We start from the raw sequence: 21,457 nt of genomic DNA, 5'->3' as shown, positions 1-21,457 counted from the left end.
AGTGGGCCAGGCCCGCGCGCAGGCGCGGCGGGGCGCACGCCTCCATTGATGGATACCCATGCCAAGGCCCGCGTCGCGGGCCTTTTTTCTGGCTGCAAGAGGAAGGGCAAGGGTTATTACTGAGTTTGGGTGGGCATAGGTGGCTTGATTGATTGTAATTTTTCTTTAACATCCAAAGTTGTAAATTTTTTATCAAACCAACTTTTCCTTCATGTCCAAGCCACTGGGCGCTCCCCTGGAGCAGGTCTCGATCGCCGTGCGTATAAGCCGCACCCGGCTGCAGCTCACGCCCTCGCACCAGCAGATCGCGGACTACGTGCTCAAGCGCCCCCTGCAGGCGGCCACCATGCCCATCGATGAGCTGGCGGCGGCGGTGGGCGTGTCGGTGGCGACGGCCAACCGCTTTGCGCGCGCCATCGGGCTGGATGGCTACCCCATGCTGCGCGCCGAGCTGGTCAAGGGTTTCGAGGCCATGCTGGCGCCCGTGGAGAAGATGCGCGTGCGCCTGGAAAAGCCCGGCAGCGCGCATGACGCCTTCGTGGCGGTGCTCGACGAGAGCCAGAACAACATCGCTGCCACGCGCGCCGCGCTCGACCCCGCGGCCTGCGCGGCCGCGGTGCAGGCCGTCGCGACGGCGCGGCGCATCTACGTGCTCGGCTATGGCGCCTCGGGCTGGCTGGCCGGCCTGCTGGCGCGCGGGCTCGACATGCACTGCGAGAACGTGCACCTGCTCTCCAGCGTCGCTGGCACCACCGACGGCGCGCGCCAGCTGCCGCGCATGGGGGCGCAGGACCTGTTCATCGTGATCAGCTTTCCGCGCTACCTGCGCGACAGCGTGGCGCTGACGCGCGCGGCGCACGAGCGCGGCGTCCCCGTCCTGGCGCTGACCGACGGCGCGCATTCGCCACTCGCGCCGTTTGCGCGGCATTGCCTGTTCGCCAAGGCCGAGAGCTACCACGCGGTGAATTCCGAGACCACGGTGCTTGCGCTGATCGAAGCCCTGATCAGCGCCGTCGCGCTGCACACGCGCGACACGGTACAGAACGCCACGCGCATGACCGAGGCCGTGCTGCCCTGGCTGCACGGCGCGGGCCGCGCCGGCGCGTCCAATCCCGCGCCCACCTCTGCCGAATCTTCCGAATGAAGACCATGTCCCATGCAGCACGCGCCGCCGTGCCCGTCATCGCTATCCACGGCGGCGCCGGCACGCTCATGCGCAGCCACATCAGCCCCGCGCAGGAGAGCGCCTACCACGCCGCGCTGCAGGACGTATTGCGCGCCAGCCAGGCCGTGCTGGCCGGCGGCGGCACGGCGCTCGATGCGGTGTGCGTGGCCGTGCAGGCGCTCGAGGACTGCCCGCTGTTCAACGCCGGCCATGGCGCGGTGTTCACGGCCGATGCCACGCACGAGCTTGACGCCGCCGTGATGGACGGCGCCACGCTGGCCGCCGGGGCCGTGGCGGGCGTGGCCCGCGTGCGCAACCCGGTGCTGGCCGCGCGCGAGGTGCTGCGCGACGGTCGGCATGTGCTGATGATCGGCGCCGGCGCCGAGCGCCTGGCGCAAGCGGCCGGCCTTGCGATGGTGCAGCCCGGCTACTTTTCCACCGAGGCGCGCCTGGCCCAGCTGCGCGCGGCCCAGGGCGGCGGCGCCGGCGCGGTGCTGGACCACGACGGCGCCGCCGCCCTGGCCGCGCGCGCCCAGGAGGGCCCGCTGGACGAGGGCCGCAAGATGGGCACGGTGGGCGCGGTGGCGCTCGACGCGCAGGGCCACCTGGCGGCGGCCACCTCCACCGGCGGCATGACCAACAAGCGCCCGGGCCGCGTGGGCGACAGCCCGCTGATCGGCGCCGGCACCTATGCCGACGACCGCACGGCCGCCGTCTCCTGCACTGGCCATGGCGAGAGCTTCATCCGCGTGGCTGCCGCGCACGACGTCTGCGCGCGCATGGCCTACGGTGGGCAGGCGCTGCAAGAGGCGAGCGACGCCGTGGTGCACCAGGCGCTGGCCGCCATCGGCGGTACGGGCGGGCTGATCGCCGTCGACCGCCTGGGCAACGTGTGCCTGCCCTTCAACACAGAGGGCATGTACCGCGGCCTGGCGCGCGTGGGCCAGGCGCCCGAATCCTTCATCTACCGCTGACCGGGGCCACCCTGCCATGACGACCCATTCCCCCCATGCCGCCGTGCCCCTGCAGCTGCCCGAGCAGCGCGTGCTGGCCGCGAGCGCGCTGAGCGTGCGCTTCGCCACTTCCGAGCGCACAGTGGATGCCGTGCGCGATCTCTCCTTCCACGTGGACCGGGGCGAGACCCTGGCCATCGTGGGCGAGTCGGGCTCGGGCAAGTCCGTCACCTCGCTGGCGCTGATGCGCCTGGTGGAGCATGGCGGCGGCAGGATCGTCGGCGGCTCGGCGCTCCTGCGCCGGCGCGGCGGCCAGGTGCTGGACGTGGCCCGGGCGACGCAGGCGCAGATGCGCGACGTGCGCGGCGCAGACGTGGCCATGATCTTCCAGGAGCCCATGACCTCGCTGAACCCGGTGTTCACCGCGGGCGAGCAGATTGCCGAATCCATCCGCGTGCACCAGGGCATGGACCGCGCCGGCGCGCGCGCCGAGGCGCTGCGCATGCTCGAACTGGTGCGCATCCCCGAGGCGAGGAACGTGCTCGACCGCTTCCCGCACCAGCTCTCGGGCGGCATGCGCCAGCGCGTGATGATCGCCATGGCGCTGTCGTGCAAGCCCCAGCTCCTGATCGCCGACGAGCCCACCACGGCGCTGGACGTGACCATCCAGGCGCAGATCCTGCAGCTCATCCGCCAGCTGCAGGACGAGATGCACATGGGCGTGATCTTCATTACCCACGACATGGGCGTGGTGGCCGAGGTGGCCGACCGCGTGCTCGTCATGTACCGCGGCGACAAGGTGGAGGAGGGCGCGTCCGAACAGCTGTTCGCCGCGCCCCGGCACGCCTACACGCGCGCGCTGCTGTCGGCCGTGCCCAAGCTCGGTGCGATGCAGGGCACCGACCTGCCGCGCCCGTTCGACCTGCTGCGCGTCGATGGCACCACCACGGTGGGCGAATCCACGCCCGTCGACACCCGCCCGGCCGACGCCCAGCCCATCCTGCGCGTGAAGAACCTCATCACGCGCTTCGACCTGCGCTCGGGCCTGCTCAACAGGGTCACGCGCCGCGTGCACGCGGTGGAGCAGGTGAGCTTCGACCTCTACCCCGGCGAGACGTTGGCGCTGGTGGGTGAATCGGGCTGCGGCAAGTCCACCACCGGGCGCTCGCTGCTGCGCCTGGTGGAGAGCCAGAGCGGCGCCATCGAGTTCGGCGGGCGCAACATCCTCGAGCTGCCGCGCGGCGAGGTGCAGGCGCTGCGCCGCGACATCCAGTTCATCTTCCAGGACCCGTTCGCCTCGCTGGACCCGCGCCTGACGGTGGGCTTCTCGATCATGGAGCCGCTGCTGGTGCACAAGATCGGCACGCGCGAGGAGGCCCAGGCCCGCGTGGACTGGCTGCTGGAGAAGGTGGGCCTGCCGCGCGAGCACGCGCAGCGCTACCCGCACGAGTTCTCGGGCGGCCAGCGCCAGCGCATCGCGATCGCCCGCGCCCTGGCGCTCAACCCCAAGGTGGTGGTGGCCGACGAATCCGTGTCGGCGCTGGACGTGTCCATCCAGGCGCAGATCGTCAACCTGATGCTCGACCTGCAGCGCGAGCTGGGCGTGGCCTTTCTGTTCATCTCGCACGACATGGCCGTGGTCGAGCGCATCAGCCACCGCGTGGCGGTGATGTACCTGGGCCGCATCGTCGAGATCGGCCCGCGCCGCGCGATTTTCGAGAACCCCCAGCACCCCTATACCCGCAAGCTGATGGCCGCCGTGCCCATTGCCGACCCGGCGCGCCGCCACCTCAAGCGCGCGCTGCTCGAAGGCGAGATCCCCAGCCCCATCCGCCCCGTGGGCGACGAGCCCGTGGTGCCGCCGCTGCAGGAGGTGGGGCCGGGGCATTTCGTCGCGCCGCAGACGGCTTGAAGCCAAACCGGCCTCAAGCCATTGCTCCAAAAGCGCTAGCTGCTGCTTTTTTGCTAGCAACCGCATTCTTCCATCAACCTGGAGATTCCCCATGAAGAAGACCACTGTCACCTTCCGCCGCAGCCTACTGGCCCTGGCCGCGCTGGCCGTATCCACGGGCGCGCTGGCCGCCGGCAACGCCGTGCTGGCCATAGGCGGCCAGCCCGAGACGCTGGACCCCTACAACACCAACACCACGCTGACCACGGCCGTGACCAAGACCTTCTACGAGGGCCTGTTCCAGTTCGACAAGGACCTGAAGGTCAGGAACGTGCTGGCCGAGAGCCATGACGTCTCCAAGGACGGCCTGGTCTACACCTTCAAGCTGCGCCAGGGCGTGAAGTTCCACGACGGCACGGACTTCAACGCCGAGGCCGTCAAGGTCAACCTCGACCGCGTGATGGACCCGGCCAACCGCCTGCTGCGCGCCACGCAATTCAACCGCATCGCCAAGGTCGAGGCGGTGAATCCGCAGACCGTGCGCATCACGCTGAAAGAGCCCTTCGGCCCGTTCATCAACTCGCTGGCCCACGCATCGGCCGCGATCATTTCGCCGGCCGCGTTGAAGAAGTGGGGCAACAAGGACATCGCCTTCCACCCGGTCGGCACCGGCCCCTACGAGTTCGTCGAGTGGAAGCAGACCGAGGCCATCGTGGGCAAGAAGTTCGCCGGCTACTGGAAGAAGGGCTACCCCAGGATCGACCAGATCACCTGGAAGCCCGTGCTCGAGAACAACACCCGCGCGGCGATGCTGCAGACCGGCGAGGCCGACTTCGCCTACCCGGTGCCGTACGAGCAGGCCGCGAACCTGAAGAAGGCGGACAAGGTCGAGGTGGTGAGCACGCCGTCGATCATCGTGCGCTTCCTGGCCATGAACGTGCTGCAGAAGCCCTACGACAACCCCAAGGTGCGCCAGGCCATCGCCTATGCGATCAACAAGGAAGCGCTGGCCAAGGTGGCCTTCGGCGGCTACGCTTTCCCGGCGCAGGGCATCGTGCCGCAGGGCATCCAGTACGCGGTGAAGATGGACCCGATTCCCTACAACGTGCAGAAGGCGCGCGAGCTGCTGAAGGAGGCGGGCTACCCCAACGGCTTCGAGTCCACGCTCTGGGGCGCCTACAGCAACACCACCACGCAGAAGGTGCTGCAGTTCGTGCAGCAGCAGCTGCAGCAGGTCGGCATCAAGCTGCAGGTGCAGGCGCTGGAGGTGGGCCAGCGCACCGAGTGGGTGGACGCCTGGCCCGACCCCAAGACCGCCAAGGTGCGCCTGTACTACACGGGCTGGTCTTCGTCCACGGGCGAGGCCGACTGGGCGCTGCGCCCGCTGTTCGCCACCGAGTCCTGGGCGCCCAAGCTCAACAACATGTCCTTCTACAGCAACGAGGTGGTGGACGGCGGCATCGCCAAGGCTCTGGTCACCACCGACAGCAACGAGCGCGCCGCCCTCTACAAGACGGTGCAGGAGCAGCTGATGAAGGACCTGCCCCGCATCCCGCTGGTGACCGAGGAGAACCTCTCGGCCCACGCCAAGCGCCTGTCCGGCGTGCACGTGATGCCCGACGGCAACATCAACAGCGACGAAATCGCGGTGAAGTAAGGCTCCGCCCTTGCCCCGGCCCCCTCCCGCATGCGGGAGGGGGAGCGAAACCCCATTCCCCCACACCCATGCTGAACTATTTCCTCAAACGACTGCTGGGGCTCCTGCCCACGCTGCTGATCGTGGCGGTGCTGGTGTTCCTGTTCGTCCACATGCTGCCCGGCGACCCCGCGCGCCTGGCCGCGGGCCAGGACGCCGACGAGGCCACGGTGCAGCTCGTGCGCCAGGAGCTGGGCCTGGACCGGCCGCTGCCCGAGCAGTTCGTGCATTTCTTCTCGCGCATGGTGCAGGGTGATTTCGGCGTTTCGATGCGCACGCGCCGCCCGGTGTCGGCCGAGATCGGCGAGCGCTTCATGCCCACGCTGCTGCTCACCATCGCCAGCATGGCCTGGTCGGTCGTCTTCGGCATGGGCATAGGCATCGTCTCGGCCGTGTACCGCAACAAGTGGCCCGACCGGCTGGGCATGACGCTGGCGGTCTCGGGCATCTCGTTTCCCGCGTTCGCGCTGGGCATGATGCTGATGCAGGTCTTCTCGGTGAACCTGGGCTGGCTGCCCACGGTGGGGGCCGATTCGTGGCGCCACTACATCCTTCCGTCGATCACGCTGGGCGCGGCCGTGGCGGCGGTGATGGCGCGCTTCACGCGCGCGTCGTTCGTCGAGGTGGTGCAGGAGGACTTCGTGCGCACCGCGCGCGCCAAGGGGCTGAACGAGCGCGTCGTGGTGCTCAAGCACTGCCTGCGCAACGCGCTGATCCCGGTGGTCACGATGATGGGCCTGCAGTTCGGCTTCCTGCTGGGCGGCTCCATCGTCGTCGAGGCGGTGTTCAACTGGCCGGGCCTGGGGCGCCTGCTGGTCGATGCCGTGACCATGCGCGACTACCCCGTGATCCAGACGCTGGTGCTGCTGTTCTCGCTGGAGTTCATCCTGATCAACCTGGTGGTGGACATGGCCTACGGCTTCATCAACCCCACCATCCGCTACAAGTGAGCCGCCCATGACCACGCCCGTGATTTCCTCTATGCCCGCGGCGGCCAGCGGCGCGTCCCAGGCCGTGCGCACGCCCTGGCGCGAGTTCTGGCGCAAGTTCAAGAAGCAGCACGTGGCCGTGGCCGCGCTGGTCTTCGTGGCGCTGCTGGTGCTGGTGGCCGTGCTGGCGCCCTGGATCGTGCCGTTCGACGCCGAGAACTACTTCGACTACGACCGCCTGAACGAAGGGCCCTCGGCCCTGCACTGGTTCGGCGTCGATCCGCTGGGGCGCGACATTTTCAGCCGCATCCTGATGGGCGCGCGCATCTCGCTGGCGGCGGGCTTCCTGTCGGTGGCCATAGGCTGCGCCATCGGCACCACGCTGGGGCTGCTGGCGGGCTACTACGAGGGCTGGTGGGACCGCATCGTGATGCGCATCTCCGACGTGCTGTTCGCCTTCCCCGGCATCCTGCTGGCACTGGGCGTGGTGGCCATCCTGGGCAGCAGCATGACCAACGTGATCGTCGCCGTCGCCGTGTTCAGCGTGCCGGCGTTCGCGCGCCTGGTGCGCGGCAACACGCTGGTGCTCAAGCACATGACCTACATCGAGTCGGCGCAGAGCATAGGCGCGAGCGACTTCACCATCATCGCGCGCCACATCCTGCCGGGCACGATCTCGTCCATCGTCGTCTACTTCACGATGCGCGTGGGCACCTCCATCATCACGGCGGCCAGCCTGTCCTTCCTGGGCATGGGCGCGCAGCCGCCCACGCCCGAGTGGGGCGCCATGCTCAACGAGGCGCGCGCCGACATGGTCAACGCGCCGCATGTGGCGCTGTTCCCCAGCCTGGCCATTTTCTTCACCGTGCTGGCCTTCAACCTGCTGGGCGACGGCCTGCGCGACGCGCTCGACCCCAAGATCGACCGCCAGACATGATGGACCAGCCCCCCCGCATCGGCCTGCTGGACGCCGGCGCGCGCGACGCGATCACCGACGTGGCCGGCGTCACCGTGGGCCACGCCACGCTCGCGGACGGCGGCGTGCAGACCGGCGTCACCGTCATTCACCCGCACGCGCGCGACCCCTTCCTGCACAAGGTGCCGGCCGCCGCCGCCGTCATCAACGGCTTCGGCAAGAGCGTGGGCCTGGTGCAGCTGGACGAACTGGGCCAGCTGGAGACGCCGGTCGCGCTGACCAACACCTTCTCGGTGCCCGCCATCGCCCAGGCACAGATTGCGCGCTGCTGCGCTGCCAACCCCGAGGTGGGGCGCGCCTGGTCCACGGTGAACCCGCTGGTGCTGGAGTGCAACGACGGCTACCTCAACGACATCCAGCGCATGGCCGTCACGGCGCGGCACTACGACCTGGCCTGCGCCAGCGCGGGCGTGGAGGTGGCGCAGGGCGCGGTGGGCGCCGGGCGCGGCATGTCCAGCTTCCAGCTCAAGGGCGGCATCGGCACGGCGTCGCGCCAGGCGCTGCTTTGCGGCGTTGCGCGCTACACCGTGGGCGCGCTGGTGCTGGCCAACTATGGCGTGCAGGCCAACCTGGTGTGGGGCGGCCAGCCCCTGGGCCGGCGCCTGGCGGCGCGGCAGCCGGCGCGCAGCGAGCCGGAGAAGGGCTCGATCATCATGGTGCTGGCCACCGATGCGCCGCTGGACGCGCGCCAGCTCAGGCGCCTGGCGCTGCGCGCCGCGGCGGGCCTGGCGCGCACCGGGTCGGTCTATGGCCACGGCAGCGGCGACATCGCGCTGGCGTTCTCCACGGCCTACACCCTGCCGCACCTGCCCACCGGGCTCATGCCCGCCGTGACCCTGGTGCACGAGGCGCTGCTCGACCCCTTGTTCCAGGCCGGCGCCGACAGCGTGGAGCAGGCCATCGTGCACGCGCTGTGGCATGCGCAGGCCGTCACCGGCCGCGACGGCCACCGCCGCGACGCGCTGCGCCCGCTGCTGCAAGCTATGGATAAGTGAGCTGCTTGCGAAGGTGCAGCAAGCGTTACAGGCCATTTTGACTATGAATCAACGAAGGAAGGCCATGAAGATCCTGGTTTCCGTGGACATCGAGGGCGTGGCCGGCGTCTACCACCCCGAGCAGACGCGCGCCGGCAACCCCGAGTACGAACGCGCGCGCCGCCTGATGGCGGCGGAGGCCAGTGCCGCCATCGCCGGCGCGTTCGACGCCGGCGCCAGCGAGGTCTACGTCAACGACTCGCACGGGGGCTTTCGCAACATGCCGCCCGACCTGCTGGACGCGCGCGCCCAGGCCATCCAGGGCAAGCCGCGCTACCTGAGCATGGTGGCCGGCGTGGAGCTGGGCGTCGATGGCCTGGTGTGCATCGGCTACCACGCGCGCTCCAAGGGGCGCGGCATCCTGGCGCACACCATCAACAGTTTCGCCTTCGCGCGCGTTCGCTTCAACGGCCAGGAGCTGGGCGAGCTGGGCATCTACGGGCTGCTTGCCGGCCAGTACGGTGTGCCGGTGATCGCCGCCTCGGGCGACGACGCCTTCATCGCCGAATACCGGGCGCTGCTGCCCGCCACGCGCTTCATCGAGGTCAAGCGCGCCACCGGTTTCGGCAGCGGCACCAGCCTGTCGCCCGAGGCCGCCTGCGCCGCCATCCGCGCAGGCGTGGCCGAGGCCGTTCCCCAGGCGCGCGCCACCGCGCCGCTGGCCATGGCCGGCCCCATCGTCGTCGAACTGCAGACCCAGACCCCGGCGCTGGCCGACCTGTTCTGCCAGTGGCCCACGCTCGCGCGCACCGGCGGCGACGCGCTGCGCTTCGATGCGCCCGACGTGGAGTCCGCGGTGCGCATGCTCAACTGCCTGTCCGCCATGTCGAGCGTGTTGCGATGAACCAGCCTCCCTGCACCCACACCGTCGGCATCCTGGCTGGCATGGGTCCGGCCGCCGGCGTGGACTTCGCGCGCCTGTTCGTGGCCGCCTGCGAGGACTGGCTGCGCAGCCACGGCCACGCCGTGTGCGACCAGGCCTACCCCGCGCACTGGATGGCGCAGCTGCCCATTCCCGACCGCACGCGCGCCCTCGCCGACGGCGCGGCGCCCCAGCCGCTCGAAGCCATGGCGCAGGGCCTGGCGCAGCTGGCCGGCCTGGGCGCGCGCGCCGTGGCCATGCCCTGCAACACCGCCCATGCCTGGCATGCGGCACTGCAGGAGCGCGTGCCCCAGGTCGAGCTGCTGCACATGCCGCGCGAGACGGCGGCCGCGCTGCGCGCGCAGGGCCAGGAGCGCGTGGCCTTGCTCGCCACCGAGGGCAGCTACCGCATCGGCCTGTACGAACAGGCCTTCGCGGCGCAGGGCATCGCCTGCGTGTTGCCCGATGCAAAGGCGCGGCAATGGCTGATGCAGGGCATCTACGACGGCGTCAAGGCCGGCGACATGGCGCTGGCGCAGCAGCGCTTCGTCGCCGTGGGGCAGGCGCTGCGCGCGCAGCATGGCGACATTGCGCTGGCCATGGCCTGCACCGAAATCCCGCTGGCCCTGCCGCAGGCGCCCGAGGCGCAGGGCTGGACGCTGATCGACCCCACGGCCATTCTTGCGCGCGCGCTGGCGCGCCGCGCCTACGGCGCCTAGGGTCTTGCAGCGGGTAGGGTGACGCCCCATGCGCCTGCGCCACATCGAAGTCTTCAACGCCGTCATGCTTACGGGCAGCGTGAGCGCGGCGGCGCGCCTGATGAACGTCACCCAGCCGGCCGTCAGCCGCATCCTGGCCCATGCCGAGCTGCAGCTCGGGTTTGCGCTGTTCCAGCGCGTCAAGGGCCGGCTCGTGCCCACGCAGGAGGCGCAGACCCTGTACCCGCAGGTGCAGCAGCTGTTCGCACAGCTCGATGAGGTGCAGCGCCTGGCCGCCAGCCTGAAGAACCCGCAGCGCCGCGACGAGCTGCGCATCCTCACGGTGTTCGCGCTCAGCGTCGAGCTGCTGCCGCGCGCGCTGCGCGTGTTCCGCGCCCAGTATCCGGGCGTGGCCGTCACCATCGACGCACTGCATTCGCCGCAGATTGTCGCGGCGCTGCTGCGCCAGGAGGCCGACCTGGGCTTCGTCTTCACCGCCGCCGCCCATCCCTCCCTGGTGCAGGAGCACCTGGCCGACGCGCGCATGCTGTGCGTGGCCCCGCGCGGCATGCTGCCCCCGGCGCTGGCGGCGGGCGGGAGCATCGCGCTGTCCGACCTGGCGCAGCAGCCCCTGGTGCGCCTGGCGGCCAGCGACCCCATAGGCACCTTGGTGAACCATGCCTGCAGGGAGGCCGAGGTCAGCCTGCAGGCCCCCTACACGGTGCAGACCTACCACGCGGCGCTGGCGCTGGCCCACCATGGCCAGGCCTGCGCCCTGGTCGATGCCTGCACGGCCGCCTCGGCCGAGCGCGACAAGGTCGATGTGCTGGCCGTGCAGCCGCCCATCGCCGTGCCCGTGCAGGCGCTGCGCCCGGCGCACCGCCCGGCATCGCTGCTGGCGGAGGCCATGTTGCGCTGCATGCGCACGGTGGTCGTCCAGGCGCTGGCTGAATGACGCTCAGCCGGCCAGCGCCTCGGCCACGGCTGCGGCCGTGCCGAAGGCCAGCGTGAAACCCAGCGCGCCGTGTCCGGTGTTGAGCAGCAGGTTGGCGGGCGCGCGTGCGTGGCGCCCCACCACGGGCAGGCCGGTGGGCGTGGCCGGGCGCAGGCCGGCCCAGGGCTGCAGGTCGCGCCCCATGCCGCTGTGCGGGAACAGGGCGCGCGTGGCGGCGCACAGGCTGTCGATGCGCGCCTGCGGTATGTCCATGCCGTAGCCCACGAGCTCGGCCATGCCGGCCACGCGCATGCGCCGGCCCAGGCGCGCGAACACCACCTTGCGGGCGGCATCGGTCACGCTCACGCGGGGCGCCGCGCCGGGCCCGGCGGCGGCATCGAAGGTGATGCTGTAGCCCTTGAGCGGATAGACCGGCAGCGCAAACCCCAGGGTGCGCGCCAGCGCGTGGCTGCTGCTGCCCAGGGCGAGCACGAAAGCGTCGGCCTCGATGGCGCCCGCATCGGTCTGCGCCGCAACGATGCGGCCCGCGGACCGGGTGACCGCCGTGATCCTCGTGCCGAGCACGAAGCGCACGCCGCGTGCCTGCAGCAGGGCATGCAGCCCCTGGCAGACCTGCAGGCAGTCGGCCGCGCATTCGCTGGGCGTGTGGATGGCGCCAGCGATCTGCGCCGCGTAGTGCGCGAGCGCCGGCTCGATCTCCACGCAGCGCGCGGGTGTGACGGCTTCCTGCTCGCAGCCCCAGGCGCGCTGCAGCTCCAGCTGGCGCCGCGCGTCGTCGAGCGAGGCCTGGGTCGCATACAGCACCAGCTTGCCCGTGCGCGAGAAGTCGCACTCCAGCCGCTCGGCGGCCAGCATGCGCTCGAAGCCCTGGCGGCTGCGCGCGGCCAGGGCCAGCAGCGTGGCCGTGCCGCGCTCGGAGGCGCGGCGGTTGCAGGCGCGCAGGAAATCCAGCCCCCAGCGCCACTGGTGCGGGTCCCACCGCGGGCGCAGCTTGAGCGGCGAATCGGGCGACAGCAGCAGCTTGGGCAGCTGCGCCCAGATGCCGGAGTCGGCCAGGGGCTGCACATAGCTGTAGCTCAGCTGGGCGCCATTGCCCCCGCTGGCGCCCGCGCCGGGCCGGGCCTGGTCGACCACGGTGACCTGCATTCCCTGGCGCTGGAGCTCGTAGGCCGTCGCCAGGCCCACGATGCCCGCGCCCATAACACATACATGCATTGAAAAATTCGGCAGATTGCGGATCGCCCCAATGTAGGGCGCGCGCCGGCGATTGAATAATGCCAATGCAGGCGCGGGGCATGACGGAAAGTTATGCGCGGGCCGTGGCGCAAGGCCCGCAGCGGCGGCGCATAACTTTTGCACATACCCCCTGCCACGAAAGGCATTGTTCAAGCGGGCGCGGGCTTTCTACAGTACCGTCGTGACTTGCGTGGCAACCGCAACCACGACTTCGATAAAGCAAAGGAGACGCCATGAAACCCACCACCATCCTGGCCGCAGCGCTGGCCGCCTGCGCCCTGGCCGGCACCGCCGCCCAGGCCGACACCCTCAAGAAGATCGCCGACACGGGCAAGATCACCGTGGCCTACCGCGAATCCTCGGTGCCGTTCAGCTACCTCGCGGGCTCGGGCGGCCCGGTGGGATTCTCGGTGGAGATCACCAACGCCATCGTCGATGCCGTGAAGAAGCAGCTGAACAAGCCGGGCCTGAAGGTGGACATGCAGGCCGTGACCTCGCAGAACCGCATCCCGCTGCTGCAGAACGGCACCATCGACATCGAGTGCGGATCGACCACCAACAATGCGGTGCGCGGCAAGGACGTGCAGTTCGCCATCAACTACTTCTATACCGGCACGCGCCTGCTCGTGAAGAAGAATTCCGGCATCAAGAACTGGGCCGACCTGGCGAGGAAGAAGGTGTCCAGCACCACGGGCACGACCAACGCCCAGGTGATACGCAAGTACAGCAAGGACAACAACCTGGACTTCGACATCGTGCTCGGCAAGGACCATGACGACTCCATGCTGCTCGTGGACGCCGGCCGCGCCGAGGCGTTCGCCATGGACGACATCCTGCTGTTCGGCCTGAAGAACAACGCGCGCAACCCCGCCGACTGGGACGTGGTGGGCGATGCGCTGCAGGTCGAGCCCTACGCCTGCATGATGCGCAAGGACGATCCGCAGTTCCAGAAGCTGGTCAACGGCGTGATCGGTGGCATGATGAAGTCGGGCGAGTTCGAGAAGCTCTACACCAAGTGGTTCATGTCGCCGATCCCGCCCAAGGGCCAGGTGATCGGCCTGCCCATGAGCCAGGAGCTCAAGGACAACCTCACGGCGCAAAGCGACAAGCCCGCCATGTGAGTCCAGGCGGGTGGCGCGGGGTGCGCCAGCGTCAATAATGCGGCGCTCGGATCACTGCCCTGCTGAAAGCCCCGCCCATGCTCGCCCGCCACCAGGACCCCATCGCTGCCATCGCCACCGCCCCCGGGCGCGGGGCCGTGGGCATCGTGCGCGTGTCGGGCCGGGGGCTCGCGCCCTTCGTGCAGGGCCTGCTCGGGAGATCGCTGCAGCCCCGCCAGGCGCATTACCTGCCCTTTCCCGATGCCGCGGGCCGGTCCATCGACCAGGGCTTGGCGCTGTTCTTCCCCGCGCCGCACAGCTACACGGGCGAGGACGTGCTGGAGCTGCAGGCCCACGGTGGCCCCGTGGTGCTGCAGCTGTTGCTGGCGCGCTGCCTGGAGGCGGCGCAAGCCGTGCTGCCGCGCCTGCGCCTGGCCGAGCCGGGCGAATTCACCGAGCGCGCCTTCCTCAACGACAAGCTCGACCTGGCCCAGGCCGAGGCCATCGCCGACCTGATAGACGCCAGCACCGAGGCCGCGGCGCGCAGCGCGGGCCGGTCGCTGTCGGGCGCGTTCTCGCAGGAGATCCACGGCCTGCGCGACGCGCTCGTGCACCTGCGCATGCTGGTCGAGGCCACGCTCGACTTCCCAGAGGAGGAAATCGACTTCCTGCGCAAGGCAGACGCGCGCGGGCAGCTATCGAACCTGCAGCAGACGCTGGCCGCCGTGATGCAGCGCGCCAGCCAGGGCGCGCTGCTGCGCGAAGGCATCAAGGTGGTCATCGCGGGCCAGCCGAACGCGGGCAAGAGCTCGCTGCTCAATGCGCTCGCCGGGGCGGAGCTGGCCATCGTCACCCCCATCGCGGGCACCACGCGCGACAAGGTTCAGCAGACCATACAGATCGAGGGCGTTCCGCTGCACATCATCGACACGGCTGGCCTGCGCGAAAGCGCCGACGAGGTCGAGCGCATCGGCATCGCGCGCGCCTGGGACGAGATCACCCAGGCCGATGCCGTGCTGTTCCTGCACGACCTCACGCGCCTGGATGCTCCCGAATACATAGCTGCCGACGCGCTCATAGCAAGCACCCTGGTCCAGAAACTGTCTGAAAGCGTGCCGGTCATCGACGTCTGGAACAAGACCGACGCCGCTGCCCGCCCGGCACCGGCCGCCACGGCGGGCCGGGCGGCGGTGCAACTGTCGGCGCGCACCGGCCAGGGGCTCGACGCCCTGCGGCGGGAACTGCTGCGGGTCGCGGGCTGGCAGTCCGCAGCCGAGGGCGTGTACATCGCCCGCGCGCGCCACATCGAGGCCCTGCGCGCCGTGGACGCGCACCTCATGGAGGCCGCCGCGCAGCTCGAAAGCACGGGGCCGGCGCTGGACCTGCTGGCCGAGGAACTACGCCTGGCGCAGAACGCCCTCAACGCCATCACGGGCGAATTCACCTCCGACGATCTGCTGGGTGTCATCTTCTCCAGCTTCTGCATCGGAAAATGAGGTAGCGACAAGGCAATGCATGTGTAAACAATGGTAATGGCCGCTTGTATGGATGCGGTGCGCACGCTACCGTTCGCGCCCGATGAACACCACTCCCTTCCCCAGGGTCGATCTGACGGGCCTGATCGAGGCCATCAGCCAGACCACCGCGGACGACGGCATGAACAATGTGCTCAGCCGCGAGCAATGGGGCCTGCTGTCGTCCTACCTGCAGCCCGTGAATCTGCCGGCCGGCCAGGTGCTGTTTGCGCAGGGCACGAACGACCGCACCCTGTACCTGGTGGAGAGCGGCAGCCTGAGCGTGCATTCGGAGAATGAGAACCAGCGGCTGCGCTTGGCCATCGTGGGCGCCGGCTCGGTGGTGGGCGAGGGGGCGTTTTTCTCGCACCGCCCGCGCAGCGCGACGGTGCAGGCCAGCGCCCCGAGCAAGCTGTGGAGCCTGACGGCGCTGCGTTTTTCCGAACTCGCCAACCGGCAGCCGGTCGTGGCGCTGCAACTGGCCATGGCCGTCGGCGCGGTGCTCGCCAAGCGCCTGGCCAACCGCCGCCGTCGCGTGGCCGCAACCTGAGCCGGGTGGCGGGAGGGCCAGGCGCCCCCGTGGCGGCGTCCTGGCCGGTTGGCGGCATGCCAAACCATGAACCGCGCTGTACACTTGCTGACATTTTTAGCGCTTCTTTGCGAAGGCATGGCATGTCCTTGTTCAGCTGGTTCACCCGCAAATCCAAGCCCCAGGCACCGCGCCAGCGCCAGGCGCATACGATGCCTGCACCGCTGGCCGCGAACGGCGCGGGGTCCGCAGCGCCGGGCCGCAATGGCAATGGCAAGCCCTTGCTGGAGCCCTCCGCATCCCAGGATCCGGCCGCGGCGCGCAAGAACGAGCGCGCGGAGCGGCGCGAGCTGCTGTACACGACGGTGCGCGACGCGATGGTGCGCGCCGGAGTGTTGTCGGCGGGCTACAAGTTCAAGGTGCTTTCACTGGACCAGCGCGGTGCCCAGTTCCTGGTGATGATGGATCTGGCGCAGGAATACAGCAGCGACATGGTGCGCCTGGGCGAGATCGAGGCGCTGATCACCCAGTCCGCCAAGTCGCGCTTCGGCATCGTCGTGCCGGCCGTCTATTGGCGCATCAACGACCAGATCATGGTGGGCGTGTCCATGGGCCCGGCCGCTTCCGCGGCGCGGCCCCAGGCCAGCAGGGTGCCGGAGTTCACCGCGCCCGCGGCGCAGGCCTCGCCCACCCTCTCGCCTCCCCGGCCGGCTGCTGCGCGCCAGCATGGCGTGCCGCCGGCCTCGCGCCCGGCCCCCCTGGTGCCGCCGATCGCGCCCGTCGCGCCGCCGCGCGCCGCCACGGGGTTCGAGCCCATCGAGGCGGACGAGGTTGCGGCCTTCAAGCAGGCGCTGGTGCATGCCGCCGCGGCGCGCGCGCCGGCGCCCGCGGCGGAACCGGGCACGGCTACGCGCAGCGGCCCCCTGCTGCCCAAGAGCACCGGCTCCACGGGGTTCGAGGACACCGTGATGCCCACCCAGGACGCGCCCTCGTCCGACCTGAGCTCCACGCAGTACGGCGACCTGCGTTGATACGGCTTCGCGCCTTGTTCTCTGACTGATTGCAAACCCGTACGCGTCAGCGGCCGCTGAAATCCACCAGGGTGTAGAGCGGCAACCCGCTCGCGCGCAGGCGCGCCGAGCCGCCGAGTTCGGGCAGGTCGACGATGGCGGCGCCTTCCATCACGGTGGTGCCCAGTTTTTCCAGCAGCTTCTTGCCCGCCATCATCGTGCCGCCGGTGGCGATCAGGTCGTCGATCAGCAGCACGCGGTCGCCGGGCTTCACGGCGTCGGCATGCAGCTCCACGGTGGCGCTGCCGTACTCCAGCTCGTAGGTTTCCTCGACCGTGGTGAAGGGCAGCTTGCCCTTCTTGCGGATCGGCACGAAGCCGACGTTGAGTTCGTAGGCCACCACGGCCCCGAGGATGAAGCCGCGCGCGTCCAGCCCTGCCACCACGTCGGGGCGCATGGCGCGGTCCATGTAGCGGTGCACGAACGCGTCGATCATGACGCGGAAGACCTTGGGGTCCTGCAGCAGGGGGGTGATGTCGCGGAACTGCACGCCGGGGGCCGGCCAGTCGGGCACGGTGCGGATGTGCTGGCGCAGGTAGTCGGTGACGCTGAGGCTGTGCATGGGCGGTGGGGGCGAGAGGGGCCGGCGGACAGTGTAATCAGCCGCGCAGCAGTTTCTCTTCTGCCAGGCTCAGGGCCGTGGGGTGGCCGGAGAGGACCAGGGTGTCTCCCTCGGCCAGCGGCATGGCGTCGTCGGGCGTGGACATGCGGCCGCTGGTCCGGCGCACGTTGACCAGGTGTGCGCCGATGGCGTGCAGGGGAAGGTGCGCCAGCTGCGCGCCCACGGCCGCGGCGCCCGGGGGCAGGGTGATGGAGTACAGGCGCTCCTGGTCCCTTTCGGTGGGCGTGTCGTCGTCGGCACCGTGGAAGTAGCCGCGCAGCAGGCCGTAGCGGGCCTCGCGCTGGTCCTGCACCAGGCGCAGCACGCGCCGCATGGGCACGCCCACCAGGGCCAGGGCGTGGCTGGCCAGCATCAGCGAGCCTTCGATGGCCTCGGGCACGACCTCGGTGGCTCCGGCGGCCTGCAGCCTGTCCAGCTGCGAATCGTCCTGCGTGCGCACCACCACGGGCACATGGGGCGCATGCGTGCGCGCGTGGGCCAGCACCTTGAGGGCGGCGGGCGTGTCCAGGTAGGTCACGGCCACGGCGGCGGCGCGCGCCAGGCCCGCGGCCTTGAGCGCCTGCAGCCGCGTGGCGTCGCCGAAGACCACCGAGTTGCCCGCCGCGGCGGCCTGGCGCACGCGGTCGGGGTCGAGGTCCAGCGCCATGTAGGGGATGCCCTCGCTTTCCAGCATGCGCGCGAGGTTCTGGCCGCAGCGCCCGTAGCCGCAGATCAGCACGTGGCCGCTGGCATTGATGGCCTGCCGCGCGATGGTGGTCACGTTCAGTGACTGCTGCAGCCAGTCGCTGGCCACGAGCTTCATGACGATGCGGTTGCTGTACTGGATCAGGAAGGGCGTGGCCAGCATCGACAGCACCATGGCCGCGAGCACCGGGTTCATGAGCGCGGGCTGCATCAGGGCGTGCTCCTGCATCAGCGACAGCAGCACGAAGCCGAACTCGCCCGCCTGCGCCACGTACAGCGCCGTGCGCAGCGCCACGCCCGTGGTGGCCCCCAGGCCCCGCGCCAGCGCCACGATGATGGCGGTCTTGATGAGCAGCGGCGCGGCCAGCAGCGCCAGCACCAGGGCCCAGCGCTCCAGCAGGATGTGCCAGTCGAGCATCATGCCCACGGTGATGAAAAACAGGCCCAGCAGCACGTCGTGGAAGGGGCGGATGTCGGTGCCCACCTGGTGGCGGTACTCCGTCTCCGACACCAGCACGCCCGCGATGAAGGCGCCCAGCGCCAGCGACAGCCCGGCCAGCTCGGTGAGCCAGGCCAGGCCCAGCGTGACCAGCAGCAGGTTGAGCATGAACAGCTCGTCGCTCTTTCTGCGTGCCACCAGCGTGAGCCACCAGCGCATCACGCGCTGGCCGCCCACGAGCAGCACGCCCACGAGCATCGAGGCCTTGAGCAGCGCCAGGCCCAGGGCCAGCAGCAGGCGTTCGGGAGAGGAGCCCAGGGCGGGCACCAGCACCAGCATGGGGACCACGGCCAGATCCTGGAAAAGCAGGATGCCCAGCACGCGCCGGCCGTGCTCGCTCTCGAGCTCGCCGCGCTCGGACACGAGCTTGACCACGATGGCCGTGCTGCTCATGGCGAGGGTGCCGGAGAGCGCCAGCGCCGTCTGCCAGCCCATGTCCCACACGCCGCCGGCCAGCCGCGCGAGCAGCAGCAGGCAGGCCATGAACGCCAGCATGGATGCGAGCACCTGCAGCAGCCCCAGCCCGAACACGTGGCGGCGCATGGCGCGCAGCTTGGGCAGGCTGAATTCCAGCCCTATGGTGAACATGAGGAACACCACGCCGAACTCCCCCAGGTGGCGCACGCCCTCGGAGTTCTGCGTGAGCGCCAGCGCATGCGGGCCGATGAGGATGCCTGCGGCCAGATAGCCCATCATGGGCGGCAGCCGCAGGCTGCGGCATGCCACCACGCCCAGCACTGCGGCCAGCAGATACAGCAGCGTGAGGGCGAGCGAGGACATGCCCGATCCTAGCCGAGCCGGCACAGGGCCGGCCGATAGAATCCGTCCATGCCCACCGCCACTGCCGCCTTTCCGTCCTTCAACGCCGAGCAGGCCCTGCGCCTGGGCAGGGAGACCTTCGACATCGAGGCGGCCGCCCTGCAGGGCACGGGGGGGCGGCTGGGCGCCGTCTTCGTGCAGGCCGTGCAGCGCGTGCTGGCCACCTCGGGGCGCGTGATCGTCATGGGCATGGGCAAGAGCGGCCACGTGGGGCGCAAGATCGCCGCCACGCTGGCCTCCACCGGCACGCCGTCCTTCTTCGTGCACCCGGCCGAGGCCAGCCACGGCGACCTGGGCATGGTCGCCGGCGGCGACCTGGTGCTGGCCATCTCCAACAGCGGCGAGAGCAGCGAGATCACCGTGCTGCTGCCCATGCTCAAGCGCCAGGGCGTGCCGCTCATCGCCATGACGGGCGGGCTGCAGTCCACGCTGGCGCGGCATGCCGACCTGGTGCTCGACTGCAGCGTGGAGCGCGAGGCCTGCCCACTCAACCTAGCGCCCACCACCAGCACCACCGTGCAGCTGGCCATGGGCGACGCACTGGCCGTGGCCCTGCTGGATGCGCGGGGCTTTCGCCCCGAGGACTTCGCGCGCTCGCACCCTGGCGGCGCCCTGGGCCGCCGGCTGCTGACCCACGTGCGCGACGTCATGCGCACGGGCGGGCAGGTGCCGCGCGTGCCGCCGCAGGCCGACTTCAGCACACTGATGCGCGAGATGAGCGCCAAGGGCGTGGGCGCGTCGGCCGTGGTGGACGAGGCGGGCTGCCCGGTCGGCATCTTCACCGACGGCGACCTGCGCCGGCGCATAGAGGCCGGCGCGGACCTGCGTGGCATGCGCGCCCAGGACGTCATGCACGCGAGCCCACGCACGATCGCGGCCGACGCCCTGGCGGCCGATGCCGCCCAGGCCATGGAGCGTCACTCCATCACCAGCGTGCTGGTCACGGACGCCCAGGGCGTGCTGGTGGGCGTGGTGCATATCGGCGACCTGATGCGCGCCAAGGTGATCTGATGGACGCGCGCACCGAATCGCCCCCGCTGCTGCCCGCATTGCAGTTCGACCCCGCGCTGCTGCTGCGCGCGCAGGACGTGCGCGTGGCCTTCTTCGACGTGGACGGCGTGCTGACCGACGGTGGGCTGTATTTCTCGGAGAACGGCGAGACGCTCAAGCGCTTCAACACCTTGGACGGCCACGGCATCAAGCTGCTGCAGCAGGCGGGCATCACGCCCGCCGTCATCACGGGGCGCGACTCGCCCGCGCTGCGCCTGCGCCTGAAGGCCCTGGGCGTGGTGCACGCGCGCTTCGGCACCGAGGACAAGCGCCCCGCGGCCGAGGCCATCCTGGCCGAGCTGGGCCTGGCCTGGCCGCGGGCCGCCGCCATGGGCGACGACTGGCCGGACCTGGCCGTGCTGCGGCGCGTGGCCTTCGCCTGCGCGCCTGCGCAGGCCCACGCCGAGGTGCGGGCCGTCGCCCACCACGTCACCGCTGCGGCGGCCGGTGCGGGCGCGGCCCGCGAATTCTGCGACCTGTTGCTCATCGCCAGCGGCCGCTATGCCAGCCTGCTGGCCGCCCACGCCGCATGATGGTGCGCCTGCGCCGGGCGTGGGAGCGCCTGTCCATCTACCTGCCCGTGCTGCTCATGGGGCTGCTGGCGCTGGGCACCTGGTGGCTGGTGCGCAATGCTCCCCAGCCGCCGCAGCCCGCGCAGGAGCGCCCCGTGCGCCACGAGCCCGACTACTTCATGCGCGACTTCGCGGTGAGGAACTTCGACGCCACGGGCAGGCTGCAAAGCGAGATACGGGGCACGCTGGCGCGCCACTACGCCGACACCGACACGCTGGAGATCGACCAGGCGCGCCTGCGTTCCGTGAGCGTCGACGGGCGCGTCACCACGGCCAGCGCCAACCGCGCGCTCAGCAATGCCGACGGCAGCGAGGTGCAGCTCTTCGGCAACGCCATCGTCGTGCGCGAGCCCCTGGAGCGTGCCGGGCAGGCGCCGCTGCCGCGGCTGGAATTGCGCAGCGAGTTCCTGCACGCCTGGACGAACGAGGAGCGCGTGCGCACCAACCAGCCCGTCACGCTCAAGCGTGGCGTGGACATATTCACCGCCGACGGCCTCGACTACGACAACCTGGACCAGATCCTGAACCTGCGCGGGCGCGTGCGCGGCACGCTGCTGCCGGCGACGCCGGCCCGCCCCGCCGCCAAGCCGGTGCGGTAGGGCA

General features: G+C 70.4%; 20 protein-coding genes. 17 read left to right on the top strand and 3 right to left on the bottom strand.

Annotated features, from left to right (window positions below):
* Positions 1 to 211 precede the first annotated feature (211 nt).
* From ALIDE2_RS23510 to ALIDE2_RS23465, 10 genes are all read left to right on the top strand, one after another.
* Positions 212 to 1,144: a MurR/RpiR family transcriptional regulator gene (locus tag ALIDE2_RS23510; RefSeq protein WP_013521154.1), complete on the top strand. Its 933-nt coding sequence runs from the start codon at positions 212 to 214 to the stop codon at positions 1,142 to 1,144.
* A complete protein-coding gene (locus ALIDE2_RS23505) occupies positions 1,141 to 2,139 on the top strand; it encodes an isoaspartyl peptidase/L-asparaginase family protein (protein ID WP_013521153.1) in 999 nt (332 codons plus the stop codon). Before ALIDE2_RS23510 ends, ALIDE2_RS23505 begins: the two co-directional genes overlap by 4 nt.
* Positions 2,140 to 2,155: 16 nt before the next feature.
* Positions 2,156 to 4,030, top strand: coding sequence for a dipeptide ABC transporter ATP-binding protein (locus ALIDE2_RS23500; protein WP_013723309.1), 1,875 nt, complete (start codon positions 2,156 to 2,158; stop codon positions 4,028 to 4,030).
* A 91-nt stretch (positions 4,031 to 4,121) separates the two neighbouring features.
* On the top strand, positions 4,122 to 5,666 hold the full coding sequence (gene gsiB / locus ALIDE2_RS23495; RefSeq protein WP_013521151.1) for a glutathione ABC transporter substrate-binding protein GsiB: 1,545 nt from the start codon (positions 4,122 to 4,124) through the stop codon (positions 5,664 to 5,666).
* Between the two features lie 68 nt (positions 5,667 to 5,734).
* On the top strand, positions 5,735 to 6,655 hold the full coding sequence (gene gsiC / locus ALIDE2_RS23490; RefSeq protein WP_013521150.1) for a glutathione ABC transporter permease GsiC: 921 nt from the start codon (positions 5,735 to 5,737) through the stop codon (positions 6,653 to 6,655).
* Positions 6,656 to 6,662: 7 nt separating this feature from the next.
* On the top strand, positions 6,663 to 7,571 hold the full coding sequence (gene gsiD / locus ALIDE2_RS23485; protein ID WP_013521149.1) for a glutathione ABC transporter permease GsiD: 909 nt from the start codon (positions 6,663 to 6,665) through the stop codon (positions 7,569 to 7,571).
* Positions 7,568 to 8,605, top strand: a complete 1,038-nt coding sequence (locus tag ALIDE2_RS23480; RefSeq protein WP_013521148.1) for a P1 family peptidase — start codon at positions 7,568 to 7,570, stop codon at positions 8,603 to 8,605. Before gsiD ends, ALIDE2_RS23480 begins: the two co-directional genes overlap by 4 nt.
* 64 nt (positions 8,606 to 8,669) lie before the next feature.
* Positions 8,670 to 9,488, top strand: a complete 819-nt coding sequence (locus ALIDE2_RS23475; RefSeq protein ID WP_013521147.1) for a M55 family metallopeptidase — start codon at positions 8,670 to 8,672, stop codon at positions 9,486 to 9,488.
* Positions 9,485 to 10,225 (top strand): aspartate/glutamate racemase family protein, encoded by a 741-nt coding sequence (locus ALIDE2_RS23470; RefSeq protein ID WP_013723308.1) that lies wholly within the window; start codon positions 9,485 to 9,487, stop codon positions 10,223 to 10,225. Before ALIDE2_RS23475 ends, ALIDE2_RS23470 begins: the two co-directional genes overlap by 4 nt.
* Positions 10,226 to 10,253: 28 nt before the next feature.
* Positions 10,254 to 11,159, top strand: a complete 906-nt coding sequence (locus tag ALIDE2_RS23465; RefSeq protein WP_013521145.1) for a LysR substrate-binding domain-containing protein — start codon at positions 10,254 to 10,256, stop codon at positions 11,157 to 11,159.
* A gap of 3 nt (positions 11,160 to 11,162) precedes the next feature.
* Here ALIDE2_RS23465 and ALIDE2_RS23460 read toward each other — a convergent pair whose 3' ends face one another.
* Positions 11,163 to 12,374: a D-amino acid dehydrogenase gene (locus ALIDE2_RS23460; RefSeq protein ID WP_174764536.1), complete on the bottom strand. Its 1,212-nt coding sequence runs from the start codon at positions 12,372 to 12,374 to the stop codon at positions 11,163 to 11,165.
* A gap of 254 nt (positions 12,375 to 12,628) precedes the next feature.
* Here ALIDE2_RS23460 and ALIDE2_RS23455 point away from each other — a divergent pair, with 254 nt between their 5' ends.
* The 4 genes from ALIDE2_RS23455 (at position 12,629) to ALIDE2_RS23440 (ending at position 16,569) form a co-directional block, all read left to right on the top strand.
* Complete coding sequence (locus ALIDE2_RS23455; protein WP_013723306.1) at positions 12,629 to 13,516, top strand: amino acid ABC transporter substrate-binding protein; 888 nt, start codon at positions 12,629 to 12,631, stop codon at positions 13,514 to 13,516.
* Between the two features lie 77 nt (positions 13,517 to 13,593).
* Positions 13,594 to 14,991 carry a tRNA uridine-5-carboxymethylaminomethyl(34) synthesis GTPase MnmE gene (mnmE, locus tag ALIDE2_RS23450; RefSeq protein ID WP_013723305.1) on the top strand — a complete coding sequence of 466 codons (1,398 nt, stop codon included), beginning with the start codon at positions 13,594 to 13,596 and terminating at the stop codon, positions 14,989 to 14,991.
* A gap of 82 nt (positions 14,992 to 15,073) precedes the next feature.
* Positions 15,074 to 15,559 carry a Crp/Fnr family transcriptional regulator gene (locus ALIDE2_RS23445; RefSeq protein ID WP_013521141.1) on the top strand — a complete coding sequence of 162 codons (486 nt, stop codon included), beginning with the start codon at positions 15,074 to 15,076 and terminating at the stop codon, positions 15,557 to 15,559.
* A gap of 122 nt (positions 15,560 to 15,681) precedes the next feature.
* Positions 15,682 to 16,569, top strand: coding sequence for a hypothetical protein (locus ALIDE2_RS23440; RefSeq protein ID WP_013723304.1), 888 nt, complete (start codon positions 15,682 to 15,684; stop codon positions 16,567 to 16,569).
* A 46-nt stretch (positions 16,570 to 16,615) separates the two neighbouring features.
* Here the strand turns inward: ALIDE2_RS23440 and ALIDE2_RS23435 are convergent, their stop codons facing one another.
* Together ALIDE2_RS23435 and ALIDE2_RS23430 are read right to left on the bottom strand one after the other, a co-directional pair.
* The gene (locus ALIDE2_RS23435; RefSeq protein ID WP_013723303.1) at positions 16,616 to 17,170 is read right to left on the bottom strand and encodes an adenine phosphoribosyltransferase; all 555 of its coding nucleotides are present in this window, start codon (positions 17,168 to 17,170) and stop codon (positions 16,616 to 16,618) included.
* A 37-nt stretch (positions 17,171 to 17,207) separates the two neighbouring features.
* Complete coding sequence (locus ALIDE2_RS23430; protein ID WP_013521138.1) at positions 17,208 to 19,193, bottom strand: monovalent cation:proton antiporter family protein; 1,986 nt, start codon at positions 19,191 to 19,193, stop codon at positions 17,208 to 17,210.
* Positions 19,194 to 19,241: 48 nt separating this feature from the next.
* On the opposite strand from ALIDE2_RS23430, the gene ALIDE2_RS23425 reads away from it, so the two are divergent.
* From ALIDE2_RS23425 to lptC, 3 genes are read left to right on the top strand one after another with little or no spacing between them, the layout of a single operon-like run.
* Positions 19,242 to 20,243: a KpsF/GutQ family sugar-phosphate isomerase gene (locus tag ALIDE2_RS23425; RefSeq protein ID WP_013521137.1), complete on the top strand. Its 1,002-nt coding sequence runs from the start codon at positions 19,242 to 19,244 to the stop codon at positions 20,241 to 20,243.
* The gene (locus tag ALIDE2_RS23420; RefSeq protein ID WP_013521136.1) at positions 20,243 to 20,815 is read left to right on the top strand and encodes a KdsC family phosphatase; all 573 of its coding nucleotides are present in this window, start codon (positions 20,243 to 20,245) and stop codon (positions 20,813 to 20,815) included. Before ALIDE2_RS23425 ends, ALIDE2_RS23420 begins: the two co-directional genes overlap by 1 nt.
* On the top strand, positions 20,812 to 21,453 hold the full coding sequence (gene lptC, locus ALIDE2_RS23415) for an LPS export ABC transporter periplasmic protein LptC (protein ID WP_013521135.1): 642 nt from the start codon (positions 20,812 to 20,814) through the stop codon (positions 21,451 to 21,453). The genes ALIDE2_RS23420 and lptC overlap by 4 nt, the downstream gene beginning before the upstream one ends.
* Positions 21,454 to 21,457: the final 4 nt, after the last annotated feature.

The organism is Alicycliphilus denitrificans K601 (assembly GCF_000204645.1).
Classification (GTDB): domain Bacteria; phylum Pseudomonadota; class Gammaproteobacteria; order Burkholderiales; family Burkholderiaceae_C; genus Alicycliphilus; species Alicycliphilus denitrificans.
The sequence above is the reverse complement of the archived record's forward strand: the minus strand, read 5'-3'. Positions and strand labels throughout refer to the sequence as shown.

Bases quoted from the DNA above. Each gene is read 5' to 3' on its own strand.
- ALIDE2_RS23510 (WP_013521154.1), top strand. From the start codon at position 212: ATGTCCAAGCCACTGGGCGCTCCCCTGGAGCAGGTCTCGATCGCCGTG.
- ALIDE2_RS23505 (WP_013521153.1), top strand. From the start codon at position 1,141: ATGAAGACCATGTCCCATGCAGCACGCGCCGCCGTGCCCGTCATCGCT.
- ALIDE2_RS23500 (WP_013723309.1), top strand. From the start codon at position 2,156: ATGACGACCCATTCCCCCCATGCCGCCGTGCCCCTGCAGCTGCCCGAG.
- gsiB (WP_013521151.1), top strand. From the start codon at position 4,122: ATGAAGAAGACCACTGTCACCTTCCGCCGCAGCCTACTGGCCCTGGCC.
- gsiC (WP_013521150.1), top strand. From the start codon at position 5,735: ATGCTGAACTATTTCCTCAAACGACTGCTGGGGCTCCTGCCCACGCTG.
- gsiD (WP_013521149.1), top strand. From the start codon at position 6,663: ATGACCACGCCCGTGATTTCCTCTATGCCCGCGGCGGCCAGCGGCGCG.
- ALIDE2_RS23480 (WP_013521148.1), top strand. From the start codon at position 7,568: ATGATGGACCAGCCCCCCCGCATCGGCCTGCTGGACGCCGGCGCGCGC.
- ALIDE2_RS23475 (WP_013521147.1), top strand. From the start codon at position 8,670: ATGAAGATCCTGGTTTCCGTGGACATCGAGGGCGTGGCCGGCGTCTAC.
- ALIDE2_RS23470 (WP_013723308.1), top strand. From the start codon at position 9,485: ATGAACCAGCCTCCCTGCACCCACACCGTCGGCATCCTGGCTGGCATG.
- ALIDE2_RS23465 (WP_013521145.1), top strand. From the start codon at position 10,254: ATGCGCCTGCGCCACATCGAAGTCTTCAACGCCGTCATGCTTACGGGC.
- ALIDE2_RS23460 (WP_174764536.1), bottom strand. From the start codon at position 12,374: ATGCATGTATGTGTTATGGGCGCGGGCATCGTGGGCCTGGCGACGGCC.
- ALIDE2_RS23455 (WP_013723306.1), top strand. From the start codon at position 12,629: ATGAAACCCACCACCATCCTGGCCGCAGCGCTGGCCGCCTGCGCCCTG.
- mnmE (WP_013723305.1), top strand. From the start codon at position 13,594: ATGCTCGCCCGCCACCAGGACCCCATCGCTGCCATCGCCACCGCCCCC.
- ALIDE2_RS23445 (WP_013521141.1), top strand. From the start codon at position 15,074: ATGAACACCACTCCCTTCCCCAGGGTCGATCTGACGGGCCTGATCGAG.
- ALIDE2_RS23440 (WP_013723304.1), top strand. From the start codon at position 15,682: ATGTCCTTGTTCAGCTGGTTCACCCGCAAATCCAAGCCCCAGGCACCG.
- ALIDE2_RS23435 (WP_013723303.1), bottom strand. From the start codon at position 17,170: ATGCACAGCCTCAGCGTCACCGACTACCTGCGCCAGCACATCCGCACC.
- ALIDE2_RS23430 (WP_013521138.1), bottom strand. From the start codon at position 19,193: ATGTCCTCGCTCGCCCTCACGCTGCTGTATCTGCTGGCCGCAGTGCTG.
- ALIDE2_RS23425 (WP_013521137.1), top strand. From the start codon at position 19,242: ATGCCCACCGCCACTGCCGCCTTTCCGTCCTTCAACGCCGAGCAGGCC.
- ALIDE2_RS23420 (WP_013521136.1), top strand. From the start codon at position 20,243: ATGGACGCGCGCACCGAATCGCCCCCGCTGCTGCCCGCATTGCAGTTC.
- lptC (WP_013521135.1), top strand. From the start codon at position 20,812: ATGATGGTGCGCCTGCGCCGGGCGTGGGAGCGCCTGTCCATCTACCTG.